At 70.4% G+C, this 16,953-nt stretch carries 16 protein-coding genes and 1 riboswitch; of the genes, 11 read left to right on the top strand and 5 right to left on the bottom strand.

From position 1 onward, the window contains the following. Nucleotides 1-198 precede the first annotated feature (198 nt). The 7 genes from J7E88_RS25170 to J7E88_RS25140 all read left to right on the top strand — a co-directional run bounded on the left by J7E88_RS25170 (nt 199) and on the right by J7E88_RS25140 (nt 7,693). Nucleotides 199-1,425: an Ig-like domain-containing protein gene (locus J7E88_RS25170; RefSeq protein ID WP_215184890.1), complete on the top strand. Its 1,227-nt coding sequence runs from the start codon at nt 199-201 to the stop codon at nt 1,423-1,425. 331 nt (nt 1,426-1,756) lie between these two features. Beyond that, nucleotides 1,757-3,010 (top strand): Ig-like domain-containing protein, encoded by a 1,254-nt coding sequence (locus J7E88_RS25165; RefSeq protein WP_215184888.1) that lies wholly within the window; start codon nt 1,757-1,759, stop codon nt 3,008-3,010. A gap of 93 nt (nt 3,011-3,103) precedes the next feature. Then, a complete protein-coding gene (locus tag J7E88_RS25160; RefSeq protein WP_215184886.1) occupies nt 3,104-3,871 on the top strand; it encodes an enoyl-CoA hydratase/isomerase family protein in 768 nt (255 codons plus the stop codon). A gap of 273 nt (nt 3,872-4,144) precedes the next feature. Further along, nucleotides 4,145-4,648 carry an ATP-binding protein gene (locus J7E88_RS25155; protein ID WP_215184884.1) on the top strand — a complete coding sequence of 168 codons (504 nt, stop codon included), beginning with the start codon at nt 4,145-4,147 and terminating at the stop codon, nt 4,646-4,648. A gap of 381 nt (nt 4,649-5,029) precedes the next feature. Continuing rightward, nucleotides 5,030-5,809 (top strand): polysaccharide deacetylase family protein, encoded by a 780-nt coding sequence (locus tag J7E88_RS25150; protein WP_215184882.1) that lies wholly within the window; start codon nt 5,030-5,032, stop codon nt 5,807-5,809. Then, nucleotides 5,809-7,002 carry a YncE family protein gene (locus tag J7E88_RS25145; RefSeq protein ID WP_215184880.1) on the top strand — a complete coding sequence of 398 codons (1,194 nt, stop codon included), beginning with the start codon at nt 5,809-5,811 and terminating at the stop codon, nt 7,000-7,002. Before J7E88_RS25150 ends, J7E88_RS25145 begins: the two co-directional genes overlap by 1 nt. Nucleotides 7,003-7,075: 73 nt before the next feature. Beyond that, nucleotides 7,076-7,693, top strand: coding sequence for an ADP-ribosyltransferase (locus tag J7E88_RS25140; RefSeq protein ID WP_215184878.1), 618 nt, complete (start codon nt 7,076-7,078; stop codon nt 7,691-7,693). Between the two features lie 100 nt (nt 7,694-7,793). On the opposite strand, the gene J7E88_RS25135 is transcribed toward J7E88_RS25140, so the two are convergent. Beyond that, nucleotides 7,794-8,432 (bottom strand): GNAT family N-acetyltransferase, encoded by a 639-nt coding sequence (locus tag J7E88_RS25135; RefSeq protein WP_215184876.1) that lies wholly within the window; start codon nt 8,430-8,432, stop codon nt 7,794-7,796. 99 nt (nt 8,433-8,531) lie between these two features. Here J7E88_RS25135 and J7E88_RS25130 point away from each other — a divergent pair, with 99 nt between their 5' ends. Further along, nucleotides 8,532-8,747: an EF-hand domain-containing protein gene (locus J7E88_RS25130; RefSeq protein ID WP_215184874.1), complete on the top strand. Its 216-nt coding sequence runs from the start codon at nt 8,532-8,534 to the stop codon at nt 8,745-8,747. A 69-nt stretch (nt 8,748-8,816) separates the two neighbouring features. Here the strand turns inward: J7E88_RS25130 and J7E88_RS25125 are convergent, their stop codons facing one another. The 4 genes from J7E88_RS25125 to gcvT all read right to left on the bottom strand — a co-directional run bounded on the left by J7E88_RS25125 (nt 8,817) and on the right by gcvT (nt 13,172). Continuing rightward, nucleotides 8,817-10,184: an L-serine ammonia-lyase gene (locus J7E88_RS25125; RefSeq protein WP_215184872.1), complete on the bottom strand. Its 1,368-nt coding sequence runs from the start codon at nt 10,182-10,184 to the stop codon at nt 8,817-8,819. 156 nt (nt 10,185-10,340) lie between these two features. Further along, nucleotides 10,341-11,600, bottom strand: coding sequence for a serine hydroxymethyltransferase (gene glyA / locus J7E88_RS25120; RefSeq protein ID WP_215184870.1), 1,260 nt, complete (start codon nt 11,598-11,600; stop codon nt 10,341-10,343). A gap of 23 nt (nt 11,601-11,623) precedes the next feature. Continuing rightward, a complete protein-coding gene (gcvH, locus tag J7E88_RS25115) occupies nt 11,624-11,998 on the bottom strand; it encodes a glycine cleavage system protein GcvH (protein ID WP_215184868.1) in 375 nt (124 codons plus the stop codon). Nucleotides 11,999-12,056: 58 nt separating this feature from the next. Next, nucleotides 12,057-13,172 carry a glycine cleavage system aminomethyltransferase GcvT gene (gcvT, locus tag J7E88_RS25110; protein WP_215184866.1) on the bottom strand — a complete coding sequence of 372 codons (1,116 nt, stop codon included), beginning with the start codon at nt 13,170-13,172 and terminating at the stop codon, nt 12,057-12,059. A 146-nt stretch (nt 13,173-13,318) separates the two neighbouring features. Further along, a riboswitch (glycine riboswitch) is annotated at nt 13,319-13,415 on the bottom strand. A 147-nt stretch (nt 13,416-13,562) separates the two neighbouring features. Here gcvT and J7E88_RS25105 point away from each other — a divergent pair. The 3 genes from J7E88_RS25105 to J7E88_RS25095 all read left to right on the top strand — a co-directional run bounded on the left by J7E88_RS25105 (nt 13,563) and on the right by J7E88_RS25095 (nt 16,626). After that, nucleotides 13,563-14,234, top strand: a complete 672-nt coding sequence (locus J7E88_RS25105) for an AAA family ATPase (RefSeq protein ID WP_215184864.1) — start codon at nt 13,563-13,565, stop codon at nt 14,232-14,234. Between the two features lie 700 nt (nt 14,235-14,934). Further along, nucleotides 14,935-15,714: an enhanced serine sensitivity protein SseB gene (locus J7E88_RS25100; protein ID WP_215184862.1), complete on the top strand. Its 780-nt coding sequence runs from the start codon at nt 14,935-14,937 to the stop codon at nt 15,712-15,714. Between the two features lie 120 nt (nt 15,715-15,834). Beyond that, nucleotides 15,835-16,626 carry an enhanced serine sensitivity protein SseB C-terminal domain-containing protein gene (locus J7E88_RS25095; RefSeq protein ID WP_215184860.1) on the top strand — a complete coding sequence of 264 codons (792 nt, stop codon included), beginning with the start codon at nt 15,835-15,837 and terminating at the stop codon, nt 16,624-16,626. The last annotated feature ends 327 nt before the right edge of the window (nt 16,627-16,953 follow it).

Here is a 16,953-nt window from a genome sequence, read left to right as displayed (position 1 = left end):
TCGTCGGGCCTGCCGGAAGGGTTCCTCCCGGCGAGCGGCCGTCCGGCGGACCACGCCCGGACAGCCCACCAGGCCGCCCCGGCGTCCCTTCCACGGCGGCCCGTATGGTCCTTTCACCATTTCTGCCCGCCCGGCACTCGTCCCAACATCGCCCCGCCCCCACGTTGCCCACACAGGGGGCCGGTCGTTGGGCGGTACGTGAGACATGTACTGAAGCGTGCAGGGCGGTGCGCGGTCCTCGCCGTGGCCGGGGCAGGACTCGTCGCGGGGCTCGCCGCCTGCACCGGCGGGACCTTCGACATCGACAGCAAACCGCGGGCGCCCGAGGACACGATCCGGGTGACGCCCGAGGACGGAGCCCGGGGCGTCAGTCCCGACGCCCGGCTGGTGGTCAAGCTGCCCAGCGGCCGGCTGGAGCGGGTGAAGGTCACGCAGGTCGAGGCCGCGGGCCCCACCGAGGTGCCCGGCTCGGTCTCGCAGGACGGTCTGCGCTGGACCCCGGCCGAGGGGATCCGGCTGGGCCTCGCCGCCAAGTACAGCGTCGACGTCGTCGCCGTGGACGGGCGCGGGCGCCGCACGGCACGCCACACCACGTTCACCACAGCGGTCCCCGAGCACCGCTTCATCGGGTACGTGAAACCGGAGAACCGTTCGACCGTGGGCACCGGAATGATCGTCTCCTTCACCTTCAACCGGGTGATCGAGAACCGCGCCGCCGTCGAGCGGGCCATCAGTGTCACCTCGGACCCCCCGGTCGAGGTCGCCGGACACTGGTTCGGCAAGGAGCGGCTCGACTTCCGGCCTCGTGAGTACTGGAAGCCCGGCACGAAGGTCACCGTCCGCATGCGGCTGCGGGACGTGGAGGCCGCGCCCGGCGTGTACGGCATCCAGCACAAGACGATCGCCTTCACCGTGGGCCGTTCCCAGGTCTCCACGGTCGACGCGGCGGCGCACACCATGAGGGTCGTGCGGGACGGAGCGCTGCTGGCGACCGTGCCGATCACGGCGGGCGCGCCGAAGACGACGACGTACAACGGGAAGATGGTCGTCACCGAGATGTTCGACGTGACGCGGATGAACGGCGCGACGGTCGGCTTCACCACGAAGGACGGCAAGGGCGAGTACGACATCAAGGACGTGCCGCACGCGATCCGTCTGACGACCTCCGGCACGTTCCTGCACGGCAACTACTGGGCCTCGCCTGACACGTTCGGCTCGGCGAACGTCAGCCACGGCTGTGTGGGCCTGCGCGACGACAAGGGTGGCAGCAGTCAGTCCCCGGCGGGCTGGTTCTTCGACCGCACCCTGATCGGCGACGTGGTCGAGGTGGTCAACTCCAAGGACAGGACGGTCGCTCCCGACAACGGCCTCGGCGGCTGGAACCTCGACTGGGAGCAATGGCGGGCGGGTTCCGCCCTGAACTGATCTCCTTATCCCTCCCACGGCACCGATCCGGCACCCACGGCCCGGTCCGCCCTCGGCCCGGTCCGCCCTCGGCCCGGTCCGCCCTCGGCCTGGTCCCCCGCTCGGGCCGATCCGCCCCAGGGCTGATCCGCCCCCTCCGACCGGTACGCCGCCCGCCACCCCTGCCAGCCGTATTTCCACCCCCTTCGATGGACACGTTGGGACTGAACGGTGACATTCACAGGGACATTTGGTGACCTGCGGTGTGATTTTCTGGCTTCGTGCGTGCGTGAGGTGCGCGGGGGTGCGCGGCTGCGGCGGGGCCAGGCCGTGCTGAGGGGAGAACAACACAATGAACGGGCAGCCGATATCGGGGGCATCGGCCGGAGCAGGCCGGCGACAGTACGGTCGCGGGGGCGCCCGGATGTGCGCGCTGGCGCTGGGTGCGTTGCTGGCGCTGACGGCCTGCGGGGGCGGGGGCTCCGGCAAGGGCGGCGAGGCCGGTCCCGGCAACAAGGGCGGCGGGACGGTCGACAACGCGGCGTCGAAGGCCGTGGTGACCATCGCACCCAAGGACGGCGCGGACGCTGTCGCCACGAGCGGAGCGCTCAAGGTCACCGCCTCCGGCGGCAAGCTGACCACGGTCACCGTGCAGGACGACAAGGGCACGAGGATCGACGGCAAGATCTCCGGCGACGGCGCGAGCTGGGAGCCGATGCAGCACCTGGCGGGCTCGACCAAGTACAAGGTGCACGCGGTCGCCAAGGACGCCGACGGCCGTGAGTCGGCCAAGGACACCACCTTCACCACACTCGTTCCGCAGAACACCTTCATCGGCCACTACACGCCGGAGGACGGTTCGACCGTCGGCGTCGGCATGCCGGTGTCCATCAACTTCACCCGGGGCATCACCGACCCGGAGGCCGTGGAGAAGGCCGTCAAGGTCACCGCCGAGCCGTCCGTGCCGATCGAGGGCCACTGGTTCGGCAACGACCGCCTCGACTTCCGCCCGGAGAAGTACTGGGCCGCGGGGACCAAGGTGACCGTGAAGCTCAACCTGGACGGCGTCGAGGGCCGGCCGGGTGTGTACGGCAAGCAGGCCAAGACGTTCTCGTTCACCGTGGGCCGCTCGCAGGTCTCCACGGTCGACGCGGCCGCGCACACCATGAGGGTCGTGCGTGACGGCAAGGAGATCAAGAACATCCCGATCACCGCGGGTGCGCCGTCGACCACCACGTACAACGGGCAGATGGTCATCAGCGAGAAGTACAAGGTGACCCGGATGAACGGCGCCACCGTCGGCTTCGGCGGCGAGTACGACATCAAGGACGTGCCGCACGCGATGCGCCTGTCCACCTCGGGCACGTTCCTTCACGGCAACTACTGGGCCTCTGCGGGCACATTCGGCTCGGCGAACGTCAGCCACGGCTGTGTCGGCCTGCGTGATGTGCGCGGCGCGTACGACAACGGCACCCCGGCCGCCTGGCTGTACAACAACTCGATCATCGGCGACGTGGTGATCGTGAAGAACTCCAAGGACAAGCAGATCGCCCCGGAGAACGGGCTGAACGGCTGGAACATGCCCTGGTCCGAGTGGATCAAGTAACACGCTTCCTCAAGTAACACGCGTCCCAGGGGCCCGGTGCTGTGAGCAACAGCACCGGGTCCCCTGTCGTTAACGGCGGCTAACCTTCCCTCCATGACCGTTTCCCTCGAAGTCTCCGAAGGCGTCGGCACCATCCGCCTGGACCGCCCCCCGATGAACGCCCTCGACATCGCCGTGCAGGACCGCCTGCGCGAGCTCGCCGAAGAGGCGACCCGGCGCGAGGACGTCCGAGCCGTGATCCTCTACGGCGGCGAGAAGGTGTTCGCGGCGGGCGCGGACATCAAGGAGATGCAGGTGATGGACCACACGGCGATGATCGTGCGCTCCCGCGGCCTGCAGGAGTCCTTCACCGCCGTCGCCCGTATCCCCAAGCCCGTCGTCGCCGCTGTCGCCGGTTACGCCCTCGGCGGCGGCTGCGAGCTCGCGCTCTGCGCCGACTACCGGATCGCGGCAGAGAACGCCAAGCTCGGCCAGCCCGAGATCCTGCTCGGTCTGATCCCGGGCGCCGGCGGCACGCAGCGGCTGTCCCGGCTGATCGGCCCGTCCCGCGCCAAGGACCTGATCTTCACCGGCCGGATGGTCGCCGCGGAGGAAGCCCTCACCTTGGGCCTGGTCGACCGGGTCGTCCCGGCCGCCGAGGTCTATGAGCAGGCTCGCGCCTGGGCGGCGAAGCTCGCCAAGGGCCCGGCGCTGGCGCTGCGTGCGGCGAAGGAGTCGGTGGACGCGGGCCTGGAGACGGACATCGAGACGGGCCTCGCGATCGAACGGAACTGGTTCGCCGGCCTGTTCGCCACCGAGGACCGCGAGCGCGGCATGCGCAGCTTCGTCGAGGAGGGTCCGGGGAAGGCCAAGTTCCTCTGATCGACGGATAGTTGGGGCGGAGGGAGCGGCTCCGCGGCGCGCGTCAATCGCGTGCGCCGAATCGCCCCCGCCGGGCGACGATTGCGGACGGATCGTCCTCCATCGCACCCAAGGGCATCCCTGCGAGTGGCATCGATGCAGCTCAGATGGGGTGCTGGTGACCGCACCAGGTCAGAGGCATATGCCGAACGGCTCCCCCGGAAGGAAGAATTCCGGGGGGCCTATTCCCGTGGAACGGCCACGGGGGCGGCCCTTTGCGGCCATGATGGAGGCATGGCGGGCCTGGAGGGTGTGGGACAACCGCGGCAGCGCGCAGGTGCGAGCGCCGCTCGATGGATCCCGGCCGTGGACGACGAACAGGCGCTCAAAGCACTGGAGTTGTACGGGAATCCGGCGGAGGAGGAGGTCCGGCTGCCGTCCCGGCCCGAATCCGCGGGCACCGCGCGACGGCTCACCCAGTGTGTGGTGCTGCGCCACTGGGCGCTGCCGGCCCAGACCTGTGAGCACGCGGTGCTGCTCGTCTCGGAACTGGTGGGCAACGCGGTGCGTCACACGGGGGCGCGCGTCTTCGGTCTGCGGATGCTGCGCCGCCGCGGCTGGATCCGGGTGGAGGTCCGCGATCCCTCGCGCGGTCTGCCCTGTCTGATGCCGGTGCGGGAGATGGACACCAGCGGACGCGGTCTGTTCCTCGTCGACACGCTCTCCGACCGCTGGGGCGTCGACCTGCTGCCGCGCGGCAAGACCACCTGGTTCGAAATGCGCGTCGTCGACCGCTGAGGCGACGCACAGAAGCCCCCATGCGCCGTGGTGCGGCGCCTTGGGGGCTTCTGCGCGGAGCGCCGTGGATCGGGGGGGTGTATCCACGGCAGTTGACGACGACCTGGCCCGGGTCAATGGGGTCGTGTCCTCGACTATGACAGGCGGACGCCCCATTTCCAAAAGTCCATATGTGGACAAGATCAGGCAGAGAGGATTTTACGCTCCTGAATCCTAGGTGGAATCGCGCATCAGCCTGGTAATCGCTGAATATATATCAGCTAGGGTGAGTGATTCGTCGGTTGGTCGTGGCGCTGGGGTGTTCGGGCCGGGCGACCCGCAGGCGAAGCAAGTCGGGTCAATCGTTATCTTTCGCGCTTTCCGCCCCTACTGTGCATTCCCGTGACCCCGATCGACCGCCGCAGCGTTCTGCGCGCCGGGGCGGGTGCGGCCGCCTGCGGAACCCTCGCCGCGGGATGCGCCGACGACGCCGGTCCCCCGACCGGCCCCGCCGCGGACACACCACGCCCCGCCCCCACACCGCGGCGCTTCCCCGGCCGTCCCGCCGAGATCACCCACGGCCCCCGCGACGGCGACCGGGTGGCCCTCATCTTCCACGACCAGGGCGTCCCGGCCCTGACCGAAGCCGTCCTCGCCGAGGCCGAACGCGCCGGCGCCCGCCTGACAGTTCTCGAGGTGGGCTCATGGCTGGACGGAAATCCCCGCCTCGCCCGCAGGAGCCTCGGCGGCGGACACGACCTCGGCAACCACACCCAGCGCCATCTGAGCATCTCGGAGATGACCGAACAGGAGGCGTACGCCGAGATCACCGGCTGTGCCGAGCGGGAGATCACCGGCTGTGCCGAGCGGCTGCGCCGGCTCACCGGCTCCATCGGCACCTGGTTCCGCCCCTCCCGTGCCCGGCGCGCCACCCCGCTCGTCACCTCCCTCGTCCGCCGTGCCGGCTTTTCCCACGTCCTCTGCTACGACGTCGGCTCCCTCGACGTCACCTCGCCCGGCGCCTCGGCCGTCACCCGCCATGTCACCGGGCGGATCCGGCGCGGACCGGAGGTGAGCCTGCACCTCGGGCACGCGGACACCGTCGCCGCCATGCCCGCCCTTCTCGACGAACTCGACCGCCGCGGAATGCGTGCGGTGACCACCACGGAGCTGCTGAGCTGATGCATCCGACGACCTCCCTCACCCAGCGGACCACGGCGCTCCTCGCGGGCGTCCTCATCGTCCTCCTCGCCGGCTGCGGCTCGGGCGGAGACAAGACCGGGGCGCGCGGCACCGAGCAGGCCGCCCCGTCCCGCCAGCCGAAGAAGATCGCGGCCACCTCCGCCGGACTGCCCGGCATGCCGCCCGTCCAGGATCCGAAGGACATCTACGCGGCCGACCGGCCGGGCAAGTTCTCGCCGGTCGTCAAGGACTTCCCGTCCCGGGTCTACGTGCCCAACACCAACTCCAACACCGTCTCGGTCATCGACCCCAAGACGTACAAGGTCATCGACACCATTCCGGTCGGCGTGCAGCCGCAGCACGTCGTCCCGTCCTGGGACCTCAAGACGCTCTGGGTCAACAACAACCGGGGCCACACCCTCACCCCGATCGACCCGGCCACCGGCAAGGCGGGCAAGCCGGTCGATGTCCACGACCCGTACAACCTCTACTTCACGCCCAACGGCAAGTACGCCGTCGTCATGGCCAGTCTCGACCGCGAGCTGGTCTTCCGCGACCCGCACACCATGGAGCGCAAGCACACCGAGCCCGTCTCCTGCTACGGCGTCAACCACACCGACTTCTCCGCCGACGGCAGGTACTTCATCGTCTCCTGCGAGTTCTCCGCCGAACTGCTCAAGGTCGACACGGAGAAGATGAAGGTCGTCGGCCGGCAGCGGTTGCCGTTCAAGGGCGCCATGCCGCAGGACGTGAAGCTCTCCCCGGACGGCAAGACCTTCTACATCGCCGACATGATCGCGCACGGCGTGTGGGTGCTCGACGGCGAGAAGTTCACCGAGCCCAAGCTGATGCCCACCGGCAAGGGAGCCCACGGTCTCTACATCAGCCGGGACTCCGAGGAGATGTACATCCCCAACCGCGGCGAGGGATCGATCTCCGTCTTCGACTTCGCCCGCAACAAGCTGACCAAGAAGTGGTGGTTGCCGGACGGCGGCAGCCCGGACATGGGCGGCGTCTCCGCCGACGGCAAGGTGCTGTGGCTGTCCGGGCGTTACGACGCCGAGGTGTACGCCATCGACACGCAGACCGGCAAGCAGCTCGCCCGTATCCCGGTCGGCAGCGGCCCCCACGGGCTCGCGGTCTATCCCCAGCCGGGCCGCTACTCCCTCGGCCACACCGGCGTCTTCCGGTAGAACGGCGCACAACTCGCCCCAGAGCGGGTGACATTGCACGGCCCGCTGCCGCGAGGACGGGAAGCTGATCTTTATGATCACCTCTCGTCTGCGGCGTCGGGCCGCTGTCGTCGCCCTGTCGTTCACCGCCGCCCTCGCCCCAGCGGCCGCCTCCACCGCCGCATCCCCGGCCCCCGCACCCGCGGCCGCCGCCCTCGCCGCCGCCATGTGTCCGGTCGTCGAGGACAAACTCTTCGCCGCCGCCGACCGCAGCGTCGACACCGACCGGATCACGCCCGAACCGCCTGCCTACCGCACGAGCTGCGAGCAGCTCTACCGGGCGGACAACCGCGGCCCCCAGATCGTCTTCGAGCAGGGCTTCCACCCCAAGGCGCCGCTGTACGGCCAGTACGACATCGCGAAGTACGTCCTGGTCAACCAGCCCTCCCCGTTCGTCTCCACGACCTACGACCATGACCTGTACAAGCAGTGGAAGAGCGCCTGGAACTACTACATCGACGCCCCGGGCGGCATCGACGTCAACAAGACCATCGGCGACACCCACACCTGGGCCGACCAGGTCGAGGTGGCCTTCCCCGGCGGAGTCGCCCGCCGGTTCATCGTCGGCGGCTGCCCAGTCGACAAGCAGACCAGGACCGAGATCATGAACGAGTGCCTGGACAACCCGCACTACCGGCCCTGGCGCGGCTGAGCCTGCGCCCGACCCGCCCGCCCCGGTGCCGCCAAGCCCGGGGCGGAGGCCTGTGTGTCCTCGGTGCGCGGTGAGCAACGCCTGCTGGCCCTGCGTGCGTTCAGTGGGCCGTGAGCAACGCCTCCGAGCCGACCGGCCGGTACCCGGCCGCCTGGAACGCCCGTACGCTGCGGGCGTTGCCCGGCGCTTGCTGCGACCACACCACCGGCCCCGGCACCAGATGCCGGGCCGCACGCGCCAGCGCCTGGCCGAGGCCCCGCCCGCGCGCCTCCTCGTCGACCTCGACCGCCGTCTCCCAGCGGCCCGCCAGTCCGCGGCCGAGGACGAGCACCCCTCCGTCCGCGGCCCACACCCGCACATCGTCGCGGTGCTTGAGGGCCCGCGCCACGCGGGGATGCTCCGGATCCGCCAGCTCCCTCAGGCGCAGGGCCGGTTCACCGGGCAGGGCTCCCGCTACGGTCACCAGGTCGATGGTGTCCATGGCGCGGCCCGTGCGGGCCATCAGGGCGCACAGGAACCCCGGGTTCATCGCGGTAGCCAGCGGGTCGGCCGCCGCCCGGGCCAACTGCTCCCGCACCCAGGCCGGTTCCTCGTCCGTGAAGACCACCGAGTGCGCGGTGAAGGCCACCACGCCCGCGTCCCGGGCGACCGGCTGCCCGACCACCGTCACGCAGCCGTTCGGCGGCGGGAACCGCCCCTCGGCCGCTGCTGTGAGGATCTCCGCCAGTGTTCCGCTCAACGCTCGCCCCCCGCCCGCCGTCCGGGCTCCCGTCCATGATCCGCCATGTGGGCCGATAATCTGACCCCCGTCAGTAATGCACCAAGAAGGGGTGGACCGGTGGCGGACATCGAGGCAGCACGCAAGGCGTTCGATCGGTACGACGCGGACGGCGACGGCTTCATCACTGCGGCCGAGTACAAGACGGCGATGGCTCAGATGGGTGACTGGAACGTCACCGAGGCAGTCGCCGAGGCCGTGATCGCCGCGCAGGACACCGACAAGGACAAGCTCCTGTCGTTCGACGAGTTCTGGTCCCACCTGAACAAGGCCTGACGCAGCGGGACATACGGGCGGCCCCCGGCGGGAAACGCCGGGGGCCGCCCGTATGCCATGGTTGATCGCTCAGCACTCGATGATGTTCACCGCGAGCCCGCCGCGCGCGGTCTCCTTGTACTTCACCGACATGTCCGCCCCGGTGTCCTTCATGGTCTTGATGACCTTGTCGAGGGAGACCTTGTGGGTGCCGTCGCCGCGCATCGCCATGCGGGCCGCGGTGACCGCCTTGACCGCGGCCATGCCGTTGCGCTCGATGCACGGGATCTGGACGAGGCCGCCGACCGGGTCGCAGGTGAGACCCAGGTTGTGCTCCATGCCGATCTCCGCGGCGTTCTCGACCTGCTCCGGGGAGCCCCCGAGGACCTCGGCGAGCGCGCCCGCCGCCATCGAGCAGGCGGAGCCGACCTCGCCCTGGCAGCCGACCTCGGCGCCGGAGATCGAGGCGTTCTCCTTGAAGAGCATGCCGATCGCGCCGGCCGCGAGCAGGAAGTCGACGATCCCCTCTTCGTCGGCGCCGGGGACGAAGTTCACGTAGTAGTGCAGCACCGCCGGGATGATCCCCGCCGCGCCGTTGGTCGGCGCGGTGACGACGCGGCCGCCCGCGGCGTTCTCCTCGTTCACGGCCATCGCGTAGAGCGTGATCCACTCCATCGCGAGCGCCTGCGGGTCGCCCTCGGAGCGCAGCTTGCGGGCAGTGGTGGCCGCGCGGCGGCGGACCTTCAGTCCGCCGGGCAGGATGCCCTCGCGGGACATGCCGCGGGACACGCACGCCTGCATCACCCGCCAGATCTCCAGCAGGCCCTCGCGGATCTCCTCCTCGGTGCGCCAGGCCTTCTCGTTCTCCAGCATCAGCGCGGAGATCGACAGACCGGTTTCCCGGGTGAGGCGCAGCAGCTCGTCGCCGGTGCGGAAGGGGTGCTTCAGTACGGTGTCGTCGAGCTTGATCCGGTCCTCGCCGACCGCGTCCTCGTCGACGACGAAGCCGCCGCCGACCGAGTAGTACGTCTTCTCCAACAGGGCGGTGCCGTCGGCGTCGTACGCCCACAGCGTCATGCCGTTGGCGTGGTAGGGCAGCGCCTTGCGGCGGTGCAGGACCAGGTCCGTATCGAAGTCGAAGCCGATCTCGTGCATGCCGAGCAGGCTGATGCGCTTCTCCGCCTTGATCTGCTCGACCTGGTCGTCGGCGCTCTCGACGTCGACCGTGCGCGGAGAGTTGCCCGCCAGGCCGAGCAGCACCGCCTTCGGGGTGCCGTGGCCGTGGCCGGTCGCGCCGAGCGAGCCGTACAGCTCGGCCCGTATCGAGGCGGTGTGGGCCAGCATGCCCTCGTTCTTCAGCCGCCGGGCGAACATCCGGGCGGCGCGCATCGGGCCCACCGTGTGGGAGCTGGACGGGCCGATACCGATCGAGAACAGGTCGAAGACCGAGAGGGCCACGGAGAACTCCTTGTGGGTGGTAGACGCCGTTGTCTGCCGGGTGGTGCAGAGGCAATGCGTGCAAACGTGCTGCTTACGTGGTGCGGGGCACCGCGCTCACGGTCCAGTGTGCGCGGTGCCCCTTTTGTTTTGCTCCGGGCTGTTACGGGAGATCCGTCACAGTCCGGGGTAGAGCGGGTGCTTCTCGGCCAGGGCGGTCACCCGTGCGCGCAGCGCCGTCACGTCGTACGACGGCTTCAGCGCCTCGGCGATGATGTCGGCGACCTCGGTGAAGTCCTCGGTGGTGAAGCCGCGGGTGGCGAGGGCCGGGGTGCCGATCCGCAGACCCGAGGTGACCATCGGCGGCCGCGGGTCGTTGGGGATGGCGTTGCGGTTGACGGTGATGCCGACCTCGTGGAGGCGGTCCTCGGCCTGCTGACCGTCGAGCTCGCTGTTGCGCAGGTCGACCAGGACGAGGTGGACGTCGGTGCCGCCGGACAGGACGGAGACGCCGTGGGCGGTGACGTCCGGCTGGACGAGGCGCTCGGCGAGGATGCGGGCGCCGTCCAGGGTGCGCTGCTGGCGCTCCTTGAACTCCTCGGAGGCGGCGATCTTGAAGGAGACCGCCTTGGCCGCGATGACGTGCTCCAGGGGTCCGCCCTGCTGGCCGGGGAAGACCGCGGAGTTGATCTTCTTGGCGAGCTCGGCCGTGGACAGGATCACGCCGCCGCGCGGACCGCCGAGGGTCTTGTGCGTGGTGGTGGTGACCACGTGGGCGTGCGGCACCGGGTTGGGGTGCAGGCCCGCGGCGACGAGGCCCGCGAAGTGGGCCATGTCGACCATCAGGTAGGCGCCGACCTCGTCCGCGATGCGGCGGAAGGCGGCGAAGTCCAGCTGGCGGGGGTAGGCGGACCAGCCGGCCACGATGAGCTTCGGCTTGAACTCCTTGGCGAGCTTTTCGACCTCGGCCATGTCGACCTGGCCGGTGGCGTCGTCGACGTGGTAGGCGACCACGTTGTAGAGCTTGCCGGAGAAGTTGATCTTCATGCCGTGGGTCAGGTGACCGCCGTGGGCGAGGTTGAGGCCCATGATGGTGTCGCCCGGCTTGAGCAGCGCGAACATCGCGGCCGCGTTGGCCTGCGCGCCCGAGTGGGGCTGCACGTTGGCGTGCTCCGCGCCGAACAGCGCCTTGATGCGGTCGATCGCGATCTGCTCGACCACGTCGACGTGCTCGCAGCCGCCGTAGTAGCGGCGGCCGGGGTAGCCCTCGGCGTACTTGTTGGTCAGGACGGAGCCCTGGGCCTCCATGACCGCGACGGGGGCGAAGTTCTCCGACGCGATCATCTCGAGGGTGGACTGCTGGCGGTGGAGCTCGGCGTCGACCGTGGCGGCGACATCCGGGTCCAGCTCATGAAGAGGGGTGTTGAGAAGCGACATCACTCGGTCCCTAAGGTCTTGGGTCAGCCCGCGAAATCGGTGTACTCGTCGGCGGAGAGCAGGTCCTTCGGCTCCTCGGCGACGCGCACCTTGAACAGCCAACCGCCCTCGAAGGGCGCGGAGTTCACCAGCGACGGGTCGTTGACGACGTCCTCGTTGGTCGCGGTGACCTCACCGCTGACCGGGGAGTACAGATCGCTGACCGACTTGGTGGACTCCAGCTCGCCGCAGGTCTCGCCCGCGGTCACCGTGTCACCGACCTCGGGAAGCTGGACGTACACCACGTCGCCGAGCGCGTTGGCCGCGTGCTCCGTGATGCCGACCGTCGACACGCCGTCCTCGGCGGCCGACAGCCACTCGTGCTCCTTGCTGTACCGCAGCTGCTGGGGGTTGCTCATGACCAGAATTCTCCTGTACGCGGGGGAGTGGTGGTGAACGAAGAGAGGGTGCGGGCGATCACTTCTGGCGCTTGTAGAACGGCAGCGCCACGACCTCGTACGGCTCGTGCGTGCCGCGGATGTCGACGCCGACGCCCGGCGTGCCCGGCGTGGCATGGGCGGCGTCCACATACGCCATGGCGATCGGCTTGCCGAGGGTCGGGCTCGGCGCGCCCGACGTGACCGTGCCGATGACCTGGCCGCCGACGACCACGTCCATTCCGGCGCGCGGGACGCGGCGGCCCTCGGCGATCAGCCCGACGAGCTTGCGCGGCGGCGCCGTCTCGGCGCGCTCGGCCGCGGCCCGCAGCGCATCGCGGCCGACGAAGTCGCCGTCCTTCTCGAACTTCACGACCCGGCCGAGACCCGCGTCGAACGGGGTGAGCGCGGTGGTCAGCTCGTGCCCGTACAGCGGCATGCCCGCCTCCAGGCGCAGCGTGTCGCGGCAGGACAGGCCGCACGGGATCAGGCCGACCGGGGCGCCCGCCTCGGTGAGCGCCTGCCACAGCTTCTCGGCGTACTGCGGCTCGACGAACAGTTCGAAACCGTCCTCGCCGGTGTAGCCCGTACGGGCGATCAGGGCCGGGACGCCCGCGACGGTGCCCGGCAGGCCCGCGTAGTACTTCAGGCCGTCGAGGTCGGCGTCGGTGAGCGACGCGAGGATGCCGGGGGACTCGGGGCCCTGCACCGCGATCAGCGCGTACGCGTCACGGTCGTCGCGCACCTCCGCGTCGAAACCGGCCGCACGCCCGGTGAGCGCGTCCAGGACGATCTGCGCGTTGCCCGCGTTGGCGACGACCATGTACTCGGTCTCGTCCAGGCGGTAGACGATCAGGTCGTCGACGATGCCGCCGTCCTCCTGGCAGATCATCGTGTAGCGGGCCCGGCCGAGGCCCACGGTGCCGATGTTGCCGACGAGCGCGTAATCGAGGACGTCCACGGCCTGCGGGCCGGTGACGGTGATCTCGCCCATGTGCGAGAGGTCGAAGAGGCCGGCCGTCGTACGCACGGCGTTGTGCTCGTCACGCTCACTGGCGTAACGCAGCGGCATGTCCCAGCCGGCGAAGTCGGTCATGGTCGCGTCCAGCGAACGATGCAGGGCATCGAGGGCTGTACGGCGGGGGGCATTGCTCATAGGTATGGCTCCCAGGGCATGGCTGCGAGGACAATCCTCCCCATCTGTCATCGGAACCTGAGAGGTTCGCCGCGACCGTGCGTATGGATGGTCGTGGTTTGCACCTTGGGTGGAGCCGTTCGAGCGACTCGCTTTTCAGATCTGCCTCATCGCACGCGGTACGGGGCCTGAGAGATTCAAGGGAGGAACTTGCTCCTTCGGCGCCCGTCACACCAGGTGACAGGACTCTCCCGCGCGGATTCAAGCGGCCGGTATGCAGTTGGCGCGCACATCATTGCATGCCTGCGGCGGCTGTGGGGCGCGCGGACCGTGGCAAAGTCGGTTGTCCCGTATTACCAGTTCTTTACACTTCATGGGAAAGGGTGGGGTGACCCGACTTGGGGGAGGGTGATGATGTTGCAGCGGTCCGGCGCATACGCCGCCACGGCCGCGGGGATGCCCGTCCAGCAGGGCGTCCCCGTCCGTGATCTGCTCGGGGTGCCCGCGCCCGTGCTGCGAGACCTGCGGGACCGGGCGGGCAGCAGCCCGCGGGCCCTGGTGTTCGCGGCCGGTGACGTGGTCGTCGTCTCAGGGCTGCCGGGAAGCGGCAAGACCACGCTGATAAAGCGTGCGGTGACCGGCCGCGGGATCGACTCGCAGGACACCCGCGACCTGTGGGACGCGCGCACGCCCCGCCTCCTGCCGTACGCCGTCTACCGCCCCTTCGTGCGGGTCGCGCACTACGTGCGCCTGTGGCGCGCCCTGCGCTCCGGGGAGAGCGTCGTCGTGCACGACTGCGGCACGCAGGCGTGGGTACGGCGCTGGCTCGCGCGGGAGGCGCGGCGACGGAGTGCGTCGCTCCATCTGGTGCTGCTGGACGTGCCGCCCCGGGTGGCACGAGAGGGCCAGCGCGAGCGGGGCCGCGGCGTCTCGGGCTACGCCTTCGCCCGCCATCGTCGGGCAGTGGGCCGCCTGATCGCCGACGCGGAATCGGGCCGTCTACCACGGGGCTGCGCCTCGGCGGTCCTGCTGGACCGAGATGCTGCGGGGACGCTGCGGGTGCTGGGCTTCACGGCGAGCTGACCCGAGGCCCGGGCCGTCGACGCCGCGCCTGCCGGAGCGTCGGCCGCCTGTGCCGCGCCGTCGTGAGCCTGGGCGCGCCGGCCGGAGGTGCCCGTCGCCTGTGCCCGCAGTCTCGTGAGGGTGGACGTACTCGCCGGAGGCGTCGGCTGACTGCGCCCCGGTCCCGTGAGGGGGCGCGCCGACTGGAGGGGCCGTCTGTCTGTGCCGCGCTGTCGTGAGCGTGGGGGCGCCGGCCGGAGGTGCCCGTCGCCTGTGCCCGCAGTCTCGTGAGGGTGGACGTACTCGCCGGAGGCGTCGGCTGACTGCGCCCGGTCCCGTGAGGGGGCGCGCCGACTGGAGGGGCCGTCTGTCTGTGCCGCGCTGTCGTGAGGATCGGCGCGCTGCCCGGGCCTCGCGCCTCATACGCCGGCGGGGCTCGTTGTGGTCCGCCGAACCGGTTGCGCGAAGTGCTGCCCGGGCCCCGATCGGCACGGGTCCCTCCGGTCGGGTTGAGCCGGGCTGCCCGGCTGCGGGCGGCTGCCGCAGCGCCGCCCGGCCGGCGGCCCCGCGACCGTCCGGAGGGCGGTCGAAGGGGGCCGGGGCCGAGCCCCCGCTCCGGGGAAGAGCCCCCGCGCCGCGGCCTGCCTCCGCCACCACTAGAGTCGTCGCCGCGACCACGCAAGGTGCCGGGGCCCCGCCCCGGGGAGGAAGAGACGAGCGCATGGAGAATCCGTACCGCGGCTGGCCCGGCAACGAGCTGGAGGAGACCCTCGCCGCCTCCGTCGGCGCCCCCTCCGCCGGAGCCCGCCTCGTCGAGGTGCTCGGGCGCAGCCACGTCTGGGTCCCCCTGCCCAACGGCGGCGGGCCCGACAGCGCGAGCCTCGATCTCCCCACCATGGACATCGACGGCGCCCCCTACGTCCCCGTCTTCAGCTCCGAGCAGCAGTTCCTCGCCATCGTGGGCTCCCACATGTCCTTCACCGTCGCCCCCGCGCGGGAATTCGCCCGGGGCCTGCCGCCGCAGCTCGGCATCGCCGTCAACCCGGGCGGCACCGTCGGCGCCCCGCTCCCGCCGCCCGCGGTCGCCGAACTGTGCCGCGTCGGTCGCATGCCGCATGGGGGCACCTCCCATGCCGAAGGCCATGAGGGAAGGCCCGCCTCCGGCGGCCGGGTCCGGCTCTTCGAGCCGGACTGGCAGGAGGAGCCCGTCGACTTTCTCGCGGCGGCGGCCGGGGAGTTCGAGGCCGTCGGCATCGTGGCCACCGCACGCCGGGCCCTCGCCTCCGTCGAGGGCGAGCCGCCGGCCCTGTTCATCGGTGTCCAGCTCTCCCCGTGGGAGGCCGCCGACCGCAACGCGCCCATGGACGCGCTCGGCCGCGCGCTCGGCCGCGTCCAGGTTCCCTGGCCGGTCAATCTCGTCCTCCTGGACGTCGCGCAGGACCCCGTGGGCGACTGGATGCTGGAGCGCGTACGGCCCTTCTACCAACGACATCACCTGTAGAAGTCAAGTCGGTGCCAGGACTCCCGTTTAAGCTGGTTTGATGACCTGGCCAGAGGTCCCCTGACACGGGGGGCGGACCACTCGGGCACGGGTACGGATCGAACGAGGGGCGGAATCCAGGTGAGCGCGTCAGGCACCGCGGCGACCGGGCAGGTCGAGCACATGCTGCGCCAGGTGACTCCGGGGCGCTACGACGCGTACGAGGCACTGCTGCACGCCCTCGCCGACCCGGCCGGTGGACGGATCTGGATGCTGCTGTGGCACGGGCAGCCCGGCGCACCCGACGCCCAGTACGGGAACATGGAGGTCGACGGCGTCGGCTACGCGCCCTGTGTGACCTCCGCGCAGGAGCTCGCCGTCTCCGGCTGGAGCCGTGCGCACGAGGTCGTCACCGGCCGTGACATCGCCCGCGCCCTGTATCCCGAGCGCTGGGGGATCTGGCTCAATCCGCACGCCCCGGGCGGCGGCGTCGGCATCCCGTGGCTCGATCTGCGCCGTATCGCCACCGGACTCGACCGGATGCCCGCGGGACCGCTGCGGCTGTCGGACCCGGCGGTGGAGATTCCCCAGTTCTACGCACTGCTCACGCAGAACGCGCACCGCACGCCGGCCGTCCGCTCCCTGCGCCGCGCCTGGGTGCAGCCGGCGGTCGGACCCGCGTACCTCGCCATCGGCCTCGACCTGTACGACACCGGGCGCCAGGCGGTCGACGCGGCGCGGGCGATGATGCAGCAGTCCATCGGCGCCGTCCCCGACGGACTGCCGGTCTCCACGGTCGCGATGTCCGACGAGTACGACCCGGTGACGATGTGGATGCGGGCGAACGCCCGGCCCTTCTACGACCGTGAGGCGCACGGCGGGGCCCAGGCTCCGGGCGGCGGCTACGGTTACCCGCCTCCGGGTGTCCAGTGACCTTTTTCGGCCCCAATACAACGGTGCAGCACGGGATATCGCCTGTGAATCCACGGGCGTAATCCCTCATCGCCCCCTTCGGCCGTTTGCAGTGGCGTTGTCCACCTGATGAAACTCTTTCAACTTTTGTCCACTACAAGGCAGATGGCGTTCCGCTGAGCCGTCGGCACTGTCCGTATAACGGAACCCTCTGTCACGCATCACGTTTGAGCAACCATTCCCCGCCGGGTCTGGCGGGTGATCGCGACGGCGTTGAAGACTCCCGCAGCAAGGGGAGATTCGCCCCCGTGTACGGCGCGCTTCATGCGTACTTCTCGTACCAAAAGC

The organism is Streptomyces sp. ISL-10 (assembly GCF_018614575.1).
Classification (GTDB): domain Bacteria; phylum Actinomycetota; class Actinomycetes; order Streptomycetales; family Streptomycetaceae; genus Streptomyces.
Note: the sequence above shows the minus strand (reverse complement) of the source record. Positions and strands in the feature narration are given on the sequence as shown.